At 61.2% G+C, this 17,341-nt stretch carries 17 protein-coding genes; 8 read left to right on the forward strand and 9 right to left on the reverse strand.

What is annotated here, in order from left to right:
* Positions 1 to 63 precede the first annotated feature (63 nt).
* Positions 64 to 585, reverse strand: coding sequence for a lactoylglutathione lyase (gene gloA, locus AACV02_RS13715; protein ID WP_106579161.1), 522 nt, complete (start codon positions 583 to 585; stop codon positions 64 to 66).
* 199 nt (positions 586 to 784) lie between these two features.
* On the opposite strand from gloA, the gene AACV02_RS13720 reads away from it, so the two are divergent.
* Entirely contained in the window at positions 785 to 1,321 is a 537-nt protein-coding gene (locus AACV02_RS13720) for a DUF4946 domain-containing protein (protein WP_119740308.1), read from the forward strand.
* 112 nt (positions 1,322 to 1,433) lie between these two features.
* Here the strand turns inward: AACV02_RS13720 and AACV02_RS13725 are convergent, their stop codons facing one another.
* From AACV02_RS13725 to AACV02_RS13735, 3 genes are all read right to left on the reverse strand, one after another.
* Positions 1,434 to 1,799 carry a histone-like nucleoid-structuring protein, MvaT/MvaU family gene (locus tag AACV02_RS13725; RefSeq protein ID WP_106579162.1) on the reverse strand — a complete coding sequence of 122 codons (366 nt, stop codon included), beginning with the start codon at positions 1,797 to 1,799 and terminating at the stop codon, positions 1,434 to 1,436.
* A 200-nt stretch (positions 1,800 to 1,999) separates the two neighbouring features.
* On the reverse strand, positions 2,000 to 3,541 hold the full coding sequence (locus tag AACV02_RS13730; protein WP_119740310.1) for an EAL domain-containing protein: 1,542 nt from the start codon (positions 3,539 to 3,541) through the stop codon (positions 2,000 to 2,002).
* A gap of 110 nt (positions 3,542 to 3,651) precedes the next feature.
* Positions 3,652 to 4,530, reverse strand: a complete 879-nt coding sequence (locus AACV02_RS13735) for a LysR family transcriptional regulator (protein ID WP_119740312.1) — start codon at positions 4,528 to 4,530, stop codon at positions 3,652 to 3,654.
* Between the two features lie 76 nt (positions 4,531 to 4,606).
* On the opposite strand from AACV02_RS13735, the gene AACV02_RS13740 reads away from it, so the two are divergent.
* A complete protein-coding gene (locus AACV02_RS13740) occupies positions 4,607 to 5,530 on the forward strand; it encodes a DMT family transporter (protein WP_119740314.1) in 924 nt (307 codons plus the stop codon).
* Positions 5,531 to 5,775: 245 nt separating this feature from the next.
* A complete protein-coding gene (gene hppD / locus AACV02_RS13745; RefSeq protein ID WP_106579166.1) occupies positions 5,776 to 6,852 on the forward strand; it encodes a 4-hydroxyphenylpyruvate dioxygenase in 1,077 nt (358 codons plus the stop codon).
* 55 nt (positions 6,853 to 6,907) lie between these two features.
* On the opposite strand, the gene rarD is transcribed toward hppD, so the two are convergent.
* The 3 genes from rarD to AACV02_RS13760 all read right to left on the reverse strand — a co-directional run bounded on the left by rarD (position 6,908) and on the right by AACV02_RS13760 (position 10,080).
* Complete coding sequence (gene rarD / locus AACV02_RS13750) at positions 6,908 to 7,789, reverse strand: EamA family transporter RarD (protein ID WP_106579167.1); 882 nt, start codon at positions 7,787 to 7,789, stop codon at positions 6,908 to 6,910.
* Positions 7,790 to 8,085: 296 nt separating this feature from the next.
* On the reverse strand, positions 8,086 to 9,096 hold the full coding sequence (locus AACV02_RS13755) for an aldo/keto reductase (protein WP_106579168.1): 1,011 nt from the start codon (positions 9,094 to 9,096) through the stop codon (positions 8,086 to 8,088).
* An 81-nt stretch (positions 9,097 to 9,177) separates the two neighbouring features.
* The gene (locus tag AACV02_RS13760) at positions 9,178 to 10,080 is read right to left on the reverse strand and encodes a LysR family transcriptional regulator (RefSeq protein WP_119740316.1); all 903 of its coding nucleotides are present in this window, start codon (positions 10,078 to 10,080) and stop codon (positions 9,178 to 9,180) included.
* Positions 10,081 to 10,181: 101 nt separating this feature from the next.
* Between AACV02_RS13760 and AACV02_RS13765 the strand changes: the two genes are divergently transcribed.
* The gene (locus AACV02_RS13765) at positions 10,182 to 10,886 is read left to right on the forward strand and encodes an SDR family oxidoreductase (RefSeq protein WP_119740318.1); all 705 of its coding nucleotides are present in this window, start codon (positions 10,182 to 10,184) and stop codon (positions 10,884 to 10,886) included.
* A gap of 130 nt (positions 10,887 to 11,016) precedes the next feature.
* Here the strand turns inward: AACV02_RS13765 and AACV02_RS13770 are convergent, their stop codons facing one another.
* Positions 11,017 to 12,327 (reverse strand): MFS transporter, encoded by a 1,311-nt coding sequence (locus AACV02_RS13770; protein ID WP_106579171.1) that lies wholly within the window; start codon positions 12,325 to 12,327, stop codon positions 11,017 to 11,019.
* A gap of 161 nt (positions 12,328 to 12,488) precedes the next feature.
* On the opposite strand from AACV02_RS13770, the gene AACV02_RS13775 reads away from it, so the two are divergent.
* The 4 genes from AACV02_RS13775 to AACV02_RS13790 all read left to right on the forward strand — a co-directional run bounded on the left by AACV02_RS13775 (position 12,489) and on the right by AACV02_RS13790 (position 16,529).
* Complete coding sequence (locus AACV02_RS13775; protein ID WP_119740320.1) at positions 12,489 to 13,595, forward strand: sugar diacid recognition domain-containing protein; 1,107 nt, start codon at positions 12,489 to 12,491, stop codon at positions 13,593 to 13,595.
* Between the two features lie 91 nt (positions 13,596 to 13,686).
* Entirely contained in the window at positions 13,687 to 14,826 is a 1,140-nt protein-coding gene (locus AACV02_RS13780) for a glycerate kinase (protein WP_119740322.1), read from the forward strand.
* A 55-nt stretch (positions 14,827 to 14,881) separates the two neighbouring features.
* Positions 14,882 to 15,955, forward strand: coding sequence for a DUF1176 domain-containing protein (locus AACV02_RS13785; protein ID WP_119740325.1), 1,074 nt, complete (start codon positions 14,882 to 14,884; stop codon positions 15,953 to 15,955).
* Between the two features lie 61 nt (positions 15,956 to 16,016).
* Positions 16,017 to 16,529: a GNAT family N-acetyltransferase gene (locus tag AACV02_RS13790; RefSeq protein ID WP_106579175.1), complete on the forward strand. Its 513-nt coding sequence runs from the start codon at positions 16,017 to 16,019 to the stop codon at positions 16,527 to 16,529.
* Here AACV02_RS13790 and AACV02_RS13795 read toward each other — a convergent pair.
* Complete coding sequence (locus AACV02_RS13795; RefSeq protein ID WP_119740327.1) at positions 16,526 to 17,218, reverse strand: aspartate/glutamate racemase family protein; 693 nt, start codon at positions 17,216 to 17,218, stop codon at positions 16,526 to 16,528. The two genes, AACV02_RS13790 and AACV02_RS13795, sit on opposite strands and share 4 nt — an antisense overlap.
* Between the last annotated feature and the right edge of the window lie 123 nt (positions 17,219 to 17,341).

The following is a 17,341-nucleotide window of genomic DNA, read 5'->3' on the forward strand; positions in this document are numbered from 1 at the left end:
AGTCGGACCCGGAAATGAAAAACCCCATGAGTGATCATGGGGTTTTTTTATTGCGCGAGGCTTTTACATCGGCGCTGGCTGAATAATCTCGACCCAGTACGCATCCGGGTCCTTGATGAAGGCCAGGCTTTTCATGCGGCCGTCGGTCAGGCGCTTCTGGAAGTCGCAGCCCAGGGCTTCGAAGCGTTCGCACGCAGCGACAATGTCCGGCACCGAAATGCAGATGTGGCCAAAGCCACGCGGGTCAGTGTTGCCGTTGTGGTATGCGAAGTCGGCATCGTTTTCGGTGCCGTGGTTGTGGGTCAGTTCCAGGATGCCCGGGATCGACTTCATCCACTGGGTGCGTTCAGCGGCGTCGGCCGGGATCTGAGCCTTGTCCACCAGGGCCAGGAAGTACAGGCTGAATTCGGCTTCCGGGAAGTCGCGCTTTTCAACCAGGGAAAAACCCAGGACGCGGGTGTAGAAATCCAGCGACTTGGTGATGTCCTTGACCCGCAGCATGGTGTGGTTGAACACGAAGTTCGTGGTGGCGGTGTCAGGCTGGGCGGTGACGCCCGGGAAAGTGTTCAGTTCGTGCAGGCTCATGGGCCCTCCAGAAAAAAATGGGGCAAACGCGACTTGAAATGATAGGCGCGGTCCGTTGGCTTGCGGCAAGCGTCCATGCAGCCGAGCCATGATACGCAAGGGCCGCCCACTGCGCCAAATGAAAAAGGTCACGCAGCGCTTGCGACTAGCGGGTGCCGGGGCTCAAACTTTGACGCTTGAACCTTGGGCGTTTTTTGTAATGATCGAATTTCGTAAATCGCTGTTGAGCTCGTTGTTTCTACTGCTGGGCAGCCCGTTCGTACTGGCAGCCGCCCCGGAAATTCACTGGCCCAGTGGCTGGCAGGTCGAGGAAGTGGAGCCGGACGGCGAAGCCCCGGTAAAACCCCAGGCCGTGTCTCGCCAGCGCGCGATCAAAAATGACGAAAATGGCAATACCTTGATGGTCATGGAGTTGACCGGCACGCCGATCGAGGCGGGTCATAAAGTTAATCTTCAAGGCGTGTTGCTGGAAATGCGTAAATCCATCCAGAAAGACTTTGGCGGCAGCGGTTATCAAAGCGTGTGCACCAAGATGCACCCAACCACATTGAGCCGTCTTGATGCATTGGAAACAACTTGCGTGATTACCGAGAATGGGCGGCACGTGTTGTCGCAAACATTAGTCGGTGCGGTAGATACTGACAAAGCCTATGTTTTTTCATACGCCGGCCAAGCCGAAGCCTATGAGGCCAGCCAGGGCGAAGTCGGATCGGTACGCGACAGCCTGAAACTTTGAATGTGCCAGGTTGATCGGATTTGAACAAAGTGAAATGTTAGTTAAGTTCGTTTTCGAATCCTTAAACAAAAAAAGCCCCGCATCAGCGGGGCTTTTTGTTAGTGCAGTGCGATCAGCCGCGAAGCCAGGAATCTACAGTGGCGGCGCCATACTGTTCTTTCCAGGCTTTGAGGCCGCGGTGGTTGCCGCCTTTAGTCTCGATCAGCTCGCCGGTGTGCGGGTTATGGTACACCTTGACCACGCGTGCGCGGCGCTGTTTAGGGGCGGCGGCCGTTGCAGCACCGGCCTTGGCAGGGTGAGGGTCAAGGATCGCGATGATGTCGCGCAGGCCTTTGCCGTAGTGCTTCATCAAGCCTTGCAGCTTTTCTTCGAATTCGATTTCTTTCTTCAGGCCGGCGTCGTTCTTCAGTGATTCCAGCTGGGCCAGCTGCTCTTGAAGGGCTTTTTCTGCTGCGCGAAATTCGGCGAGTCTGGACAAAATCTGTACTCCAATAATGTAGTTTGCTGATATCAACTGCAGACAAAGCTATAAGCCAAGCGCTTATAAGGTGACTCAAAGAAAGAGGCCTTTCTGCGAGTTCAGCACAGGCAGGAAAAATTGTAGTAGTTAATGCCCCACGAGTAAATCACGTCGTTTACCTAAATAAGATTATTTCATCAAGCGTAATGAGTGGCTATTCAATGGCTGGCCAGCGACTTAATGAATTCGTCACCGGGGAGTGGTCGGCCAAACAGGTAACCCTGCAGAAAATCCACACCGTGGGCCGCCAGATATTCACATTGCTCTGCTGTTTCCACGCCCTCGGCCACGATGCCCAGGTCCAGCTTGCCGGAGAGTTCGATGATGCTGTCGAGGATATGCCGTGAAAGTGCATCAGCGCCAATCATGGCGACAAAGCTTTGATCGATTTTCAAGTAATCGACATTGAAGTTGCGCAAGTAACCGAGGCTGGAGTGCCCGGTACCGAAGTCATCAATGGCAATCATCACGCCCAGTTGATGCAGGGCGTCGAACAGCTGACGCGTGATATCCGTAGGCTTGATCAGTTCACGCTCGGTCAACTCCAGCACCAGCGTCACTTGGCCTGGGGCGAACGCGGCGAGAAACGTTCGACAATCTTCCACCAGGTCCAGATCCTCACAGTGGCGTGCCGTGATATTCACGCCAATATGAAAGCCCGGACGCCAGCGCTCAGCATGCGGGGCCAACTGCGCCGCCGTCTGGTGCAGCAAGGCGCGGGTCATCGGCACGATCAGGCCGGAATGCTCCGCCAACGGGATAAACAGGTCGGGACGCACCAGGCCTTCTTTCGGGTGCTGCCAACGCATCAGCACTTCACAGCCGGCCCATTCACGCGTGTCGCCGCGGACCACGGGTTGAAAGTACGGAATGAACTCGTTGGCACCCAAGGCGCGTTGCAGTTCATGGGTGGGCGCAGACGAGCGCTTTTGCAGCCAGTGCGCAAGCACGCCCGACAGTACGCCAAAAAACACCAGCAGGCTGAACAGGGCCGGATAGCGCGCTTCCATGTACCGCCACACTTCACCGGCCGGCATGCCGGCGTCGACACTGTAGTGATAGCGCTGCGAGGCCAGGTGGTGATGGGCCACCTCGAACACCGGCACGGGCGTGTTGTGCACCTTGCCGTCGGCATCCAGCCAGTTGGGGCCCACTTGCAACACCAGGTGTGCGTAACGGCTGATCAAGCGCAAGGCGTTGGTCAGGTGATAACCATCAATCGAGGCGAACGCCGCCTTGTCGCCTTCGACCAGCCGGTTAACCAGCAGCGCAGTATCGGGTGTGACCGGATTGCCATTCATCAACCACAGGCTCCCGTCCACGTAATCATCCGGGTTGACCGCTGACTGGTAGTGATCGCCGAACAGCGAGCTGCAATAGATGTTTTTCTGCCAGGACAACGTTGTTGCGCGCACAAAGGGCCGGCGCGTGACTTGTTCACGCAGCGCCAGCTGCGCGCCGTTGTCGCACGGCTGACCCGCCAGTGGCAGCAAGGCCTGGGCGGCGAGGGTGGTGTTATCGAGCATCAGGTCAAACTGGCGCACGGCTTCACGGGCGGTTTGCGCAGTGCTTTGTTGCAGGGTGCGTTCGGCTTGCCAGTGCAGAATGACCATCCCCAGCGCGATCGGCAGCAGGCCACTGAGGGTGGTAAGCAAATAGCGGGTGGCGCGTTTTCGCGGGCCGTTTACGGTCAGGGGCATGGAGAGACGGCCTGTCGCAGGATGGGAAAAGCCCCGAAGGGCTAATCAGATACATCAAATGATAGATGGCGCGTGCGAAATAAGCTCGCTGTACCTGGCGGTCAGGTGAGTCAGCCCCGCTGGAAGTTCAGCGTCTGCGCCAGTTGGATAAACGCCAGGGTCGCAGGTGTCGCCTGACGTTGGTCCAGCACCGCCAGGCCAATGTCCCGATTCACTCGTGGCGACAGCGGGCGCACCTGGTAACGTGCGTCTGGCGTCTGCGGCAAGGACGCCTGCGCCACCACACTCACGCCGTCGCCGCGGCTTACTGCCGCAAGCGTACTGAGCAGTTGCGAGCAGCGGTAACGCACATTCGGGGTTAGTCGCGCGCTGCTGAACAATCGCGAGACCAGCTCCTGCGAGCCGGCGTCGGTGAGAATGAACGGGTCGTCACACAGCGCCTTCAAAGTCACGCAAGGCTGCGCAGCCAGCGGGTGCGCAGCGGGCAGCAGGGCGACCATCTGGTCGTTGAACAGCGCAAACGTATCGAAGCGCTCCTGTTCCAGCACCACAAATCCCACGTCGATGCGCCGCTCGTCCAGCCACTGGATCACTTGGCGGTCCGGGCCTTCGTCCACGTGCACCTCAATGCCCGGGTGCTGACGCCTGAATGGCTCGAGAATGCGCGGCAGCAGACAATTGGACGAAGTCGGGCCAAAAGAGCCGATGCGCAGCGTGCCGCGCTTCATGCCCCGCGCATCCGAGGCTTCCTGTTGCAGGGTGTCGGCCACGCCCAGCAAGGTGCGCGCACGCATCAGCAATTGCTGGCCGATATCACTGAGTTCGACCTGGGACTGATGGCGCCGGAACAGTTCGACGCCCAGTTCCTGCTCAAGGGCCTTGATGGCATGCGACACGGCTGACTGGCTGATACCCAGGCGGTGGGCGGTGTGGGTGAAGCTTTGCAGCTCGGCCACGCGCGAGAAGATTTGCAGCTGCGTAAGGGTCATGAGCAATTACTCATTTTACGATGATCAGTCATTAGCCACAGGATATCCCAATCCTGACATCCACTGAGCCTCACCGATGACGTCCTCTCCCGATCGCCTGACTTACCTCAAACTTGCTGCTGTCACCATGATCTGGGGCGCGACCTTTGTGTCCGGCCGCTACCTGGCAGCCGACGTGGAGCCGCTGCTGGCGGCCACGCTGCGTTTTGTGTTGGCCAGCGCAGCGCTGCTGGGCTTCATGGCCCTGGCACGCGTGCGCCTGGCGCGGCCCAGCGCCAGGCAACTCGCGCAGTTGGCAATGCTGGGGTTCTGCGGAATCTTTTTCTACAACCTGTGTTTCTTCTACGGTCTGAATTACATCAATGCGTCGCGGGCGTCGCTGATCGTGGCCTTGAACCCGGCGGTGATCGGCCTGGGTTCGTGGTGGCTGTTCAAGGAGCGGCTAGGCACGGCCAGATGCCTGGGCATTGCCTTGTGCCTGGGCGGCGCGGGTGCGGTCATCATCAGCCGCAATCCCCAAGTGCTGCAGGGTGCGGCCAACGCCTGGCTGGGCGATCTGCTGATTTTTGGCTGTGTGTTGGGGTGGGGCGCCTACTCGCTGTTTTCCCGCAGCCTCAACCAGAGCCTGGGGCCATTGCAGACGGTGACCTGGTCGATCTTGCTGGGCACGGCGATGTTGACGGTCACCACACTGGTCGGTGGCAAGCTCACATTAAAAGCCCTGAGCGCGATCCATTTACCGCAAATGCTCAGCCTGCTGTACCTGGGCGTGTTCGGCTCGCCGCTGGCTTACATCGCCTGGTATGACGGCATTCGCCGTATCGGCGCAACCCGCGCCGGCGTGTTCATCGCGCTCAACCCGCTGACGGCAGTGATCTGCGGCGCCATGCTGCTGGATGAGCACCTGAGCACGCCGATGCTGGTGGGCGGGGCGGTGATCCTGCTGGGCATCCATCTGTGCAACAAACCCCTTGCGCAGCCCAAGCCATTGAGGATTTGATAAGAGTGCGGACAAACGCTGTTACGCTGTGTAGAATCGATTTACGCATACAAGAATATGGACTTGCGCTCACGCAAGCCTCGGCCGTCAGAGACTGATGTAACCATGAAGCTACTCGGCTCCCCCCTCATCTTTGGTGATTTCCTCGCGCGCAGTGTGCGAGGCCTGTCCTGTGCGCCACCCTGCAACCTCATCCTTGCTCGCAAATAACCCTGTGTTAATGACAAGAATGATGAGGTGCCACCATGGCAGACCAATACGAAAACCCAATGGGCCTGATGGGCTTTGAATTCATCGAATTCGCATCGCCAACGCCGGGCACTCTGGAGCCGATCTTCGAGATCATGGGCTTCACCAAAGTCGCCTCCCACCGCTCCAAGAACGTGCACCTGTATCGCCAGGGCGAAATCAACCTGATCCTCAACAACCAGCCCGACAGCCTGGCCTCGTACTTTGCGGCCGAACACGGCCCGTCGGTGTGCGGCATGGCGTTCCGCGTCAAGGATTCGCAGCAGGCCTACAACCGCGCGCTCGAACTCGGCGCACAGCCGATCCACATCGAAACCGGCCCGATGGAGCTTAACCTGCCAGCCATCAAGGGCATCGGCGGCGCGCCGCTGTACCTGATCGACCGCTTCGGCGAAGGCAACTCGATCTATGACATCGACTTCGTGTACCTCGAAGGTGTGGACCGCAACCCGGTGGGCGCCGGCCTCAAGGTCATCGACCACCTGACCCACAACGTGTATCGCGGGCGCATGGTCTACTGGGCCAACTTCTACGAGAAGCTGTTCAACTTCCGCGAAGCGCGCTACTTCGATATCAAGGGCGAATACACCGGCCTGACGTCCAAGGCCATGAGCGCTCCGGACGGCATGATCCGCATCCCGCTGAACGAAGAATCGTCCAAGGGCGCGGGCCAGATCGAAGAGTTCCTGATGCAGTTCAACGGCGAAGGCATCCAGCACGTGGCGTTCCTCACCGACGACCTGGTCAAGACCTGGGACGCGCTGAAGAAGATCGGCATGCGCTTCATGACCGCGCCGCCAGACACCTACTACGAAATGCTCGAAGGCCGCCTGCCTAACCACGGCGAGCCGGTGGATCAACTGCAAGCGCGTGGCATTCTGCTCGACGGTTCGTCGATTGCCGGCGACAAGCGCCTGCTGCTGCAAATCTTCTCGGAAACCCTGATGGGCCCGGTGTTCTTCGAATTCATCCAGCGCAAGGGCGATGATGGGTTTGGCGAGGGCAACTTCAAGGCACTGTTCGAGTCGATCGAGCGTGACCAGGTGCGTCGTGGTGTATTGACCGCCGACTAAGCGTAAAAAAGCCCGGCCGAGGTAACCCTCGGCCGGGCTTTTTATGGCCTGCGCATCACGCTTTGCGTTGACGCACCAAGTGCTTGAAGCCCTCGTACACCAGCACCATCACCGCCAGCCAGATCGGGATATAGGTCAGCCACTGGCCGCCCTTGATGCCTTCGCCCAATATCAACGCCACCGCCAGCAGCAACACCGGTTCCACATAGCTGAGCAGCCCGAACAGGCTGAACGGCAACAGCCGGCTGGCCACGATATAGCTGACCAGCGCCGAGGCACTGATCACCCCCAGCATCGGAATCAATGCATACAGCTTTGGATGAATGTCCATCACGGCAAAACCTTGTTCACCGTGCTGCACAAACCACCAGGCCACGGGCAGCATCAGCGCCATGTCCAGCCACAACCCGCCCAGGTGATCAGTGGTCAGGTATTTGCGCACCACAAAATAGATCGGGTAACCAATGATCACCACCAGGGTTGCCCAGGAAAAACCACCGGCCTGATACAACTCGTTCAGCACGCCGAGCGCGGCAAAAAATACCGCGATCTGCTGCAGGCGCGACAAGCGTTCGCCGTACACCAGGCGCCCGGTCAGCACCATGGTCAGCGGCAGCAGGAAGTAGCCGACCGACACATCCAGGCTGCGCCCATTGAGCGGTGCCCACATAAATAGCCACAGTTGCACGCCGAGCAAGGCCGACGACAGCAGCACGCCGCCGATCAGCCGCGGCCTGGCCGCCAGCATTCGCACCAGCTCCCAGACTCGCCGCCATTCGCCGCTGATGATCATGAACACGGTCATGCACGGCACGGTCAGCAACATGCGCCAGCCGAAAATTTCCAGGCCGCTCAATGGCGTGAGCAGCGAGGTGAAGTAATACATCACGGCAAACAACACCGAGGCCAATACCGACAACACAACACCTTTAGACACACTGTCCTCGCGAAAACGAAAAGCTATAAATTGGGGGGATATTTTCAGGAGGGGATTATGGTGCTTTTGGCGCAAGACGGTTGCGCTGTTTTGGGGCGTTTTGCAGGAAATTTTCTCACCACACCAGGTTCATGCAAGCGCCTGTGACGAGCGGGCTTGCCCCGCGCTGGGCTGCAAAGCAGACCCAAAACCAGACCCCGCGCTGTGCCTGACACAACACGGTGTCCTCGATGGTGCCGCTTCGCAGCCCAACGCGGGCAAGCCCGCTCGCCATACACACCTGCACGTTGCAGGCGCTACGCGCGTGCCACGCGGCCCGAAACAAAATGCCCCACATCATTGAAGCCCGGCGTGGACGAATGCCCCGGCGTTACCAGTGAATCAATAAAGGCCTCATCTTCAGCGCTGATCTTCACCTCCAGCGCGCCGGTGTAGGCATCCCACTGCGCTTCGGTGCGCGGCCCGACAATTGCCGAGCTCACGGCCGAGTTGTTCAGCACCCAGGCAATCGCAAACTCGACAATGCCGACGCCGCGCCCTTGGGTGTACTGCTGAATCTGTTGGGCGATGCGCAGTGACTCCACGCGCCATTCGGTTTCCAGAATGCGCTTGTCCTGACGCGCCGCACGGCTGCCCGCTTGAGGAGCGACGTCGGGTGCGTACTTGCCGCTGAGCACGCCGCGCGCCAACGGGCTGTAAGGCACCACGCCCAGGCCGTAGGCGGCTGCGGCGGTGAGCTGCTCGACCTCGGCCTGGCGATTGACGATGTTGTACAGCGGCTGGCTGATGATCGGCTGGTCCACGCCCAAACGCTCGGCCACGCGAATCACTTCGGCGATGCGCCAGCCCCGGTAGTTGGACAGGCCCCAATAGCGGATCTTGCCCTGGCGGATCAGGTCGCCAATTGCCGACACCGTGACTTCCAGCGGCGTGTCATGGTCTTCGCGGTGCAGGTAATAGATGTCCAGGTAGTCGGTGTCCAGGCGCGTCAAGCTGGCTTCCAGCGCGTTGAAAATGCGCTTGCGGCTCAAGCCGCTGCGATTCGGCACGCCGTCCGCCGGGCCGATGCCGACCTTGGATGCCACCACCCAGTCCTGGCGATGACGAACGATGGCCTCGCCGACGATTTCTTCGGAACGCCCGCCGGTGTAGACGTCGGCGGTGTCGATAAAATTGATGCCCTGGTCCCAGGCCTTGTCGATGATGCGCAGCGAGTCTTCGGTGTTGGTCTGCTCGCCAAACATCATGGTGCCCAGTGTCAGTGCGCTGACCTTCAACCCGGACTGGCCCAATGTGCGGTAAATCATGCAAAGCTCCTCATGGCAGGGAAACGTGAACCCTGCAATACCAGACTCGAGGGCTCTGGAACAAGCCCGGCGCGCGTTTCTTCATGCACTGAGCAAGGCCTGACAGCGTGCCTGCAGAAATCGGTGCAGCACTTTCACCCGTTCCGACACTTGCAGGCGGTGCGGGCACATCAGGTTGAACGGCGTGGGTTCGCCTTGCCAGTCAGGCAACAACCACACCAGGCGCCCGGCCTTGATATCGCTGGCGATGTCCAGGTTGGCCTTGTAGGCAATGCCATGGCCTGCCAGCGCCCAGCGCCGCACGATTTCGCCGTCGTCGCTGAGGTAATCGCCCGTCACCTCGACTTCCTGCAGCAGTGCGCCCTGACGAAAGTACCAAGTGTTGTTGGCCTGCCCACGGCGCATGTAGCGCAGCGTGCTGTGCTGCGCCAGGTCTGCCGGCGTGCGCGGTGTGCCATGGCGCGCCAGGTAATCGGGGCTGGCGCAGGGAATGCGGTGGTGGCCCGGCACCACCGGCAGCGCGACCAGGCTGGAGTCGCGTGGCACACCAAAGCGCAGGGCAATGTCGACGGTGTCGCGGAATAAGTCGGCGTTGCTGTCGTTGAGCAACAACTGCAAACGGATGTTCGGGTGTTCGCGCTTGAATTCATCCAGCCAGCCCAGCAGCACATTGCGGCCAAAATCCGAGGGCGCCGCCAATTGCAATAAACCGCTGAGGCTCTGGCCTTGTTGCTTGATCGCCTGCTCGCCTTCCGACAAGGCTTCCAGCGCAACCCGCACGCTGTCCAGGTAGCGCCGGCCTTCTTCGGTCAGGCGCATGCTGCGCGTAGAGCGGGCCAGCAGGCGGATGCCCAGCCGGGTTTCCAGCCGCTTGAGCGCAATGCTCGCTGCAGCCGGTGTGAGGTTGAGGCTGCGCGCCGCCGCTGACAGGCTGCCGGTGTCGGCGGTGCGCACGAACACTTCAAGGTCGAGGGTTGAGCTCATTTGTAAAAATCCTTTAAAGATCTTGTCGTTTTACCGGGATTTTTCGCTGATTGCCAAGCTGAGAAGATCAACGCTCACTTTCTTAGTCAGGTAGTTAACCCATGACATCTTCCCTCAGCGGTAAAACCGTCATCGTCATCGGCGGCAGCAGCGGTATCGGCGCCGCCGTGGCCAAGGCAGCCACGGCACGAGGCGCACAGGTGGTGCTGGCCGGGCGCCGGTTGACCTCCGGTGTCGACAACGGCGTACGCAGCGAGCCGGTGGATGTGACCGACACTGCGTCCTTGCAACGCTTGTTCGAGGCGGTGGGGCGTTTTGACCATCTGGTCTACACCTCTGGGCCGTCGGTGCGGGCCAAACCCTTGCTCGACACTGACCTGGATGAAGCCCAGGACAATTTCAACGTGAAGCTCTGGGGCTCGCTGCGCGCGATTCAACAGGCGCTGCCATTTCTCGACGAGCACGGCAGCATCACGCTGACCTCTGGCCAACTGGGCCGTAAATTGGCGCCCGGCCAGTTCATCAAGACCGGCATCAACGCCGCGACCGAGGCGCTGGGCAAACAGCTGGCGAAGGAGCTGGCACCACGTCGGGTCAATGTGATCAGCCCGGGGGTGATTGACACGCCTGCTTATGCAGGCTTGCCAGAAGAACAGCGCCAGGCGATGTTTGCCAAGGCCGGCGGGGCCTTGCCGGTTGGGCGCGTGGGGCAGGCTGAAGAAGTGGCGGCGGGGTACGTGCTGGCCATGGAAAATGGCTTCGTCACCGGCGCCGTGATCGACATCGACGGCGGCGGCCTGTTGTAAACCCGGCAACCAAAAGTGGGAGCGGGCTTGCTTGCGAAAGCAGTGTGTCAGTCACTGAATGTATAGACTGAACCACCGCATTCGCGAGCAAGCCCGCTTTCACATTGAACTCATTGCTGCTGGGCGCGCGTTATACCTTCAACGTGCGCGTCATGCGCAGCGCCAACACGCTACCGGCAACGATCACCGCCGCCAGCAAGTACAACGCCACATCCGTGGACCCGGTGGCATCCTTCACAAACCCTACGATATACGGGCTGAGGAAGCCGGCCATCTGGCCCATGGAGTTGATCAGGGCCAAACCACCGGCCGCTGCGCCGGCACTGAGCAGAGCCGTCGGCACCGGCCAGAACATCGGCAGGCCGGTGAGGGCGCCCATGGTGGCGATGGTCAGGCCAAGAATCGCAATCGCCGGAGTAGTGGCGAAATTAACGGCGATCACCAAACCGATAGCGCCCATCAACATCGGCACCACCAAGTGCCAGCGACGCTCCTTGCGCAAGTCGGCGGAGCGGCCCACCAGCAACATGAACACCGCGGCCAGCAGGTACGGAATCGCGCTGAGCCAGCCAATCACCAGGTTATCGCTGAAGCCCAGGCTCTTGATGATCGACGGCAGCCAGAAGTTGATCGCGTACACGCCGCTCTGGATGCAGAAGTAGATCAGGCCAAACGCCCAGATGGCCGGGTTCTTGAACACCTCGCCGAGCGAATCTGTGGTGGTTTTCGGTTTGTTCGCCAGATCCGTCGCCTGGTCGGCCTCCAGCACTGCACGCTCATGCGGCGTAAGCCACTTGGCATTGGCGAAGCTGTCGCTGAGCAGGAAATAAGCGAGCGCGCCCAGAATCACCGTCGGGATGCCTTGCAACAGGAACATCCACTGCCAGCCGGCCAGGCCACCCTGGCCGGCGGCAAAGTGGTTGAGGATCCAGCCGGAAAACGGGCTGCCAAGCAGGCCGGACACCGGGATTGCCGACATGAACAACGCCATGATCCGCCCACGGCGGAAGGTCGGGAACCACTGCGAGAGGTACAGCACCACGCCTGGGAAGAACCCGGCTTCAGCGGCACCGGTCAACAGGCGCAGGCCATAGAAGTGTGTCGGCGTGGTCACGAACAGCAAGCATGTGGAGAGCGTGCCCCACACGATCATCATCAGCGCAATCCAGCGCCGCGGGCCGAACCGGGTCAGCGCCAGGTTGCTCGGCACGCCGCACAGTACATAACCGATAAAGAAAATCCCGGCCCCCAGGCCGTATACCGTTTCACTGAATTTCAACGCATCGAGCATCTGCAACTTGGCAAAACCAACGTTTACCCGGTCAAGGTAATTAAACAGGTAGCAGATGAAAATGAAGGGGATCAGGCGCAGGGTGATGCGCTTGTAGATGGCGTTTTTATCGTCATCGGTGGCCAGTGTGGCAGCGGCGCTCTGTGACATGTCAGTCTCTCTTTATTATGATTTTTCGCGATGCGAAGGTAACGTTGATCGCTCAATGAGTCTCGGCCACCTTGCGGGGTGCTGTCTTTGTGCTTGCGCACAGTCAGGCACGCTTTGCGCTGTGCCTATGACCAACTCGCTTTTTTCAGGAATTTAGCCCCATGTTCGAGCTGGATCATGACCTGGCGCAGGATATCGTTAATCGCACCATGGCGATCCTGCCCTATAACGTCAACGTCATGGACAGCCAGGGCCTGATTCTGGGCAGCGGCGAGCCTGAGCGCATCAATACCCGCCATGAGGGTGCGCAGCTGGTGCTGGCCAACGGCCGGGTAGTCGAGATCGACGGCCAGACTGCCAAGCACCTCAAAGGCGTGCAGCCGGGTATCAACCTGCCCTTGATGCACGACCAACGCCTGATCGGCGTGCTGGGCATTACCGGTGAACCCGAGCTGTTGCGCACCTACGCTGAACTGGTGCGCATGACCGCCGAGATGTTGGTCAGCCACCGTCATCAGCAAGCCGAGCAGCAATGGCGACGCCAGCGGTGCGACGACCTGCTTGCGTTATTGCTGGCCGAACGCGGTGACTCGCCGCGCCTGGTGGACGAGGCCCAGCAACTGGGGCTCAAGCCGCACATGCCGCGCACGCCGTACCTGTTTGAGCTGGGCGTGGGTCAGTCGGCCGAAGCGCTGAGCGCCTGGCTGACCAGCCGTTACCCGGACAGTTGGTGTGTCAGCTCTGCGCAGTTTTCCCTGTTGTGGTGCCGGCCGGCGGCGGTGCAGGTGGACAACCCACGGCTGCTGGAAAAACTTCAGGGCCTGGGCTGGAACATCCTGCGGGTTGCCGTCGGTGGGCAAGCAGATGGCCTGGCGGGCCTGCGCCGGTGTTATCGCCGGGTCGGCGATCTGCTGGCCTACGGTCGTGACATCCTGCCCCAGTCACGTTTGTTGACGCTCAACCGCTACCGCCTGCCGGTGATGCTCTGGCGCCACCGCAACGACGATGCGCTGGATGAACTGCTGAACCCGTTGCGCAAAGTGCTGGCCAAGGACAACAACGGCCAGCTGCTTGCCACGCTGCGCAGTTGGTGCGACCACGACGGCCAGAGCCAGGCCTGCGCCGACGCGCTGGGCATCCACCGCAACAGCTTGCGCTACCGCATGGAACGCATTGCCGAGCTCAGCGGCGTCGACCCGTTGACCCTCGACGGCATGCTGGCCCTGTACCTTGGCGTACAGCTTTTGCCCCAGGCTTTGTCGGAATGAACAACAAACCTGCGCCACACTTGTGCATCGGACCGGCGTCATTGCCGCAGCCAACTGGCAGCATGGGCGTTATAAAAACCGGAGAACGCCCATGAAAATCATCATCGCCCCCGACTCGTTCAAGGACAGCCTGAGCGCCGAAGGCGTCGCCCAGGCCATCGCCGAAGGCTTGGCCGAGGTCTGGCCGCAGGCACATCTGGTCCAGTGCCCGATGGCGGACGGTGGTGAAGGCACGGTGGATTCGGTCCTTGCTGCCTGCAAGGGCGAGTTGCGCAGCCAAACCGTTCGAGGCCCCTTGGGCGCGTCGGTTGAAGCACGCTGGGGCTGGTTGGCCGACAGCCATACCGCCATTATCGAAATGGCCGAAGCCAGTGGTTTGCAACTGCTGGCGCCGGGCAAACGCGACGCCTGTTCGAGCAGCACCTACGGCACGGGCGAACTGATCCGTGCAGCCCTGGACGCCGGTGCCCAGCGCATCATTCTGGCGATTGGCGGCAGTGCGACCAACGATGCCGGTGCCGGGGCGATGCAGGCGCTGGGTGTGCAACTGTTCGATGCGCAAGATCAGGCACTTGCCCCGGGTGGCCTGGCGCTGGCGCGGCTTGCGCGGATCAGCCTTGAGCAGCTGGACCCACGTTTGGCTCAGGTGCGTTTTGAAATTGCCGCCGATGTGAATAACCCGCTGTGTGGTCCGCACGGCGCATCTGCCATTTTCGGCCCGCAAAAAGGTGCTAGCGCGCAGCAGGTCGAACAACTGGACGCAGCCCTGGGTCACTTTGCCGATCATTGCACCAAGGTCCTGCCCAAAGACGTGCGCGATGAACCCGGCAGCGGCGCCGCCGGTGGCCTGGGCTTTGCCGCCAAAGCGTTTCTGGGCGCGCAATTTCGCGCGGGTGTTGAGGTGGTGGCCGAACTGGTCGGCCTGGATGCAGCGGTGCAGGGGGCTGACCTGGTGGTCACCGGCGAAGGCCGTTTCGACGCCCAGACCCTGCGCGGCAAAACCCCCTTCGGCGTGGCGCGCATCGCCCAGCAGCACAACGTGCCCGTCATCGTGATCGCCGGTACCCTGGGCGACGGCTACGAGCATATGTATAGCCACGGCGTGAGCGCCGCATTCGCCTTGCCGTCCGGGCCGATGAGCCTTGAACAGGCGTGCAGCGACGCGCCGCGCCTGCTGCGCGAGCGCGCGGCAGATATTGCGCGACTGTGGCGCACAGCGACCGGGCGCTGACGCAACACCGTGAACGTGGGACAATCCGCGCCGTTTTTCGACACGGAGAGTCCCCATGCTGCGCACCACCGCTTTGCTGGCCCTGTTGCTGACTGGCATCAGCGCCCCGGCCCTCGCTCAACCCGCGACTGAAACCGTCCCGCTGCTGCGGGAAATCAAGAATTGGGTCACCGGCTGCGACAACCTGCGCAATTGTCACGCCCTCAGCGCGCCCAGTGGCGTGGATGAGGAAGATGCCAGCTCCCTGACCTTGCATATCTGGCATCAAGCCGGCCCCGAAGGGTACCTGCGCTTACGCGTTGATCATCGCGGTGAGGCGCTGGACCTCTCTACTCTGCAATTGGACGGAAAGCCCCTGGGCCAGGCACTGACGCGCAGCCTGGAGGTGCAGTTGGACGATCAAGGTGTTGATCCCCACCTGCAATCCTACGGCGTGATCGAGGACGCGCCGGCACGGCTCTGGCTGCAGCGCTTGCGCAACGGCCAGCGTTTGCAGTTACCGGGCGATGACACCGCGCATGTGTCCCTGAGCGGGCTGAGTGCCTCGCTGCTGTTGATGGACGCGGTGCAAGGGCGGGTGGATAACGTCACCGCACTTGCGCGGCCTGGCAAGAGCGCGGCCAGCGACGTGCCGGCACGCTTGCCGCCACCGGTGCTGCGCCCCTTCACGTCGGCGCCGGCGCTCAACGACCAGGAACACGCCGCGCTGGCCGCCGCTGCGGTGAAGGCGATCACCACCACCGACACCGCGATGAAACCCGAGGCCGAAGTCGGCGCATTGAGCGAAGCTCAAGCCCTGACAGTGGTGCGCTATGACTGCGCGGCCTACACCTGCGAGTACGAAGTCAGCAGCCGTGAGCGCAAGGCGCCGTACGCCGAAACCACGTTGAGCATTCAACCGCTACCTGTGGAGGGCGCTGCCCTGCAAGGCTCGGTCGGCTACGACCCGACCACCGGCACCTTGAGCTATTTCTACAAACTGCGTGGCGTTGGTGATTGCGGCGAGGGCGGTGTCTGGGTGTTTGACGGCAAGGCTTTCCAACTGCGCGAGTTGCATCAGATGCCGCGCTGCAATGGGGTGGGTTACGGCGATTGGCCGACGTTGTGGACGACAGTGCCAGCACCCTAGCCAGCGTGGCGGCTTGGCCTCTACACTGGGCGGCCACTTGTTTTTCCAAGGAAGAAACGCAATGCGCACACCTGAATCCCCTATCGTGATCCAGCGCTTCACCGAGGCCCACCTTGAAGGCGTCGCTGCGCTCTACAACGAACCGGCTGTGTGCCGTCAGGTGCTGCAAATGCCTTTTCAGTCGGTGCAGGCGTGGCGTAACAAGCTGGCGCTGGATAACGAGCGGCGGCTACAGCTGGTGGCGATGCATGCAGGGGAAGTGATCGGCCAGCTTGGCCTGGAGCAAACCCTGCGGGTGCGCCGCAGCCATGTCGGTTCGTTCGGCATGGGCGTCGCCACGGCCTGGCAAGGCAAGGGCGTCGGCTCCAGGCTGTTGACGGCCGCGCTGGACGTGGCCGACAACTGGATGAATTTGCGCCGCGTCGAACTGACGGTGTACGCCGACAACGAAGCCGCGCATAACCTCTATCGCAAGTTCGGCTTCGAGGTCGAAGGCCGGATGCGCGATTACGCCCTGCGTGACGGCGTCTTCGTTGACACCCTGAGCATGGCGCGCCTGCGCCAGACGGCTTAACCCCCCAGAGCAAACGCCACCGCAGCCTGCGCATGCAGCTCGGTGGTGTCCAGCAATGGCAGGTTGCTGTGCTGCGGTTTGATCAGCAGGCCGATTTCCGTGCACCCAAGAATGATTGCCTGGGCGCCCCGTGCGGCCAGCGACTCGATCACCCGCTGATAGACCTGGCGCGAGGCCGCGCTGAGCACGCCGACACACAACTCCTCATAGATGATTCGGTGCACGGCCTGGCGCTCGTCAGCGTCGGGCACCAACACGGTCAAGCCTTGGGCGGTCAGGCGTGCGGTGAGAAAGTCCTGCTCCATGGTGAATGCCGTGCCCAGCAAACCGACTGTCAGCGTACCGGCTTCTACCGCAGCGGCACCGGCGGCATCGGCAATATGCAGGAACGGAATCGACACGGCCGCCTCGATACGCGCTGCAACCCGATGCATGGTGTTGGTACACAGCACCACGCAATCCGCACCGCCAGCCTGCAAGCGGCGCGCCGTATCCTCGAGGATCAGCGCGGCGTCATCCCAACGGCCGGCATGCTGCGCCTGCTCGACCGGGCCGAAATCCACGCTGTACATCAACAGTTGCGCCGAGCGCAGCGGGCCCAGCTGGTCACGCACGCGCTGGTTGATAATGCGGTAATACTCGGCGCTGGACTCCCAGCTCATGCCGCCGATAAGGCCGATGGTGCGCATGCGATGCTCCTGACAGGGGATGTCGCCTCACCTTACCCATCGGCTGCGTAATAGTCATACGCAGTTGCCGTTCAAATGACCGGTGCAGTTAAGCCGCACGCTGAACCGCCGCATCTGCCATGA

This window comes from Pseudomonas sp. Larv2_ips (genome assembly GCF_963879675.1).
In the GTDB taxonomy this organism is placed as follows: Bacteria; Pseudomonadota; Gammaproteobacteria; order Pseudomonadales; family Pseudomonadaceae; genus Aquipseudomonas.

What these genes read in the sequence shown, in the direction of transcription:
- gloA (WP_106579161.1), bottom strand. Translation starts at nt 585, where the DNA reads ATGAGCCTGCACGAACTGAACACTTTCCCGGGCGTCACCGCCCAGCCT.
- AACV02_RS13720 (WP_119740308.1), top strand. Translation starts at nt 785, where the DNA reads ATGATCGAATTTCGTAAATCGCTGTTGAGCTCGTTGTTTCTACTGCTG.
- AACV02_RS13730 (WP_119740310.1), bottom strand. Translation starts at nt 3,541, where the DNA reads ATGCCCCTGACCGTAAACGGCCCGCGAAAACGCGCCACCCGCTATTTG.
- AACV02_RS13735 (WP_119740312.1), bottom strand. Translation starts at nt 4,530, where the DNA reads ATGACCCTTACGCAGCTGCAAATCTTCTCGCGCGTGGCCGAGCTGCAA.
- AACV02_RS13740 (WP_119740314.1), top strand. Translation starts at nt 4,607, where the DNA reads ATGACGTCCTCTCCCGATCGCCTGACTTACCTCAAACTTGCTGCTGTC.
- hppD (WP_106579166.1), top strand. Translation starts at nt 5,776, where the DNA reads ATGGCAGACCAATACGAAAACCCAATGGGCCTGATGGGCTTTGAATTC.
- AACV02_RS13755 (WP_106579168.1), bottom strand. Translation starts at nt 9,096, where the DNA reads ATGATTTACCGCACATTGGGCCAGTCCGGGTTGAAGGTCAGCGCACTG.
- AACV02_RS13760 (WP_119740316.1), bottom strand. Translation starts at nt 10,080, where the DNA reads ATGAGCTCAACCCTCGACCTTGAAGTGTTCGTGCGCACCGCCGACACC.
- AACV02_RS13765 (WP_119740318.1), top strand. Translation starts at nt 10,182, where the DNA reads ATGACATCTTCCCTCAGCGGTAAAACCGTCATCGTCATCGGCGGCAGC.
- AACV02_RS13770 (WP_106579171.1), bottom strand. Translation starts at nt 12,327, where the DNA reads ATGTCACAGAGCGCCGCTGCCACACTGGCCACCGATGACGATAAAAAC.
- AACV02_RS13775 (WP_119740320.1), top strand. Translation starts at nt 12,489, where the DNA reads ATGTTCGAGCTGGATCATGACCTGGCGCAGGATATCGTTAATCGCACC.
- AACV02_RS13780 (WP_119740322.1), top strand. Translation starts at nt 13,687, where the DNA reads ATGAAAATCATCATCGCCCCCGACTCGTTCAAGGACAGCCTGAGCGCC.
- AACV02_RS13785 (WP_119740325.1), top strand. Translation starts at nt 14,882, where the DNA reads ATGCTGCGCACCACCGCTTTGCTGGCCCTGTTGCTGACTGGCATCAGC.
- AACV02_RS13790 (WP_106579175.1), top strand. Translation starts at nt 16,017, where the DNA reads ATGCGCACACCTGAATCCCCTATCGTGATCCAGCGCTTCACCGAGGCC.
- AACV02_RS13795 (WP_119740327.1), bottom strand. Translation starts at nt 17,218, where the DNA reads ATGCGCACCATCGGCCTTATCGGCGGCATGAGCTGGGAGTCCAGCGCC.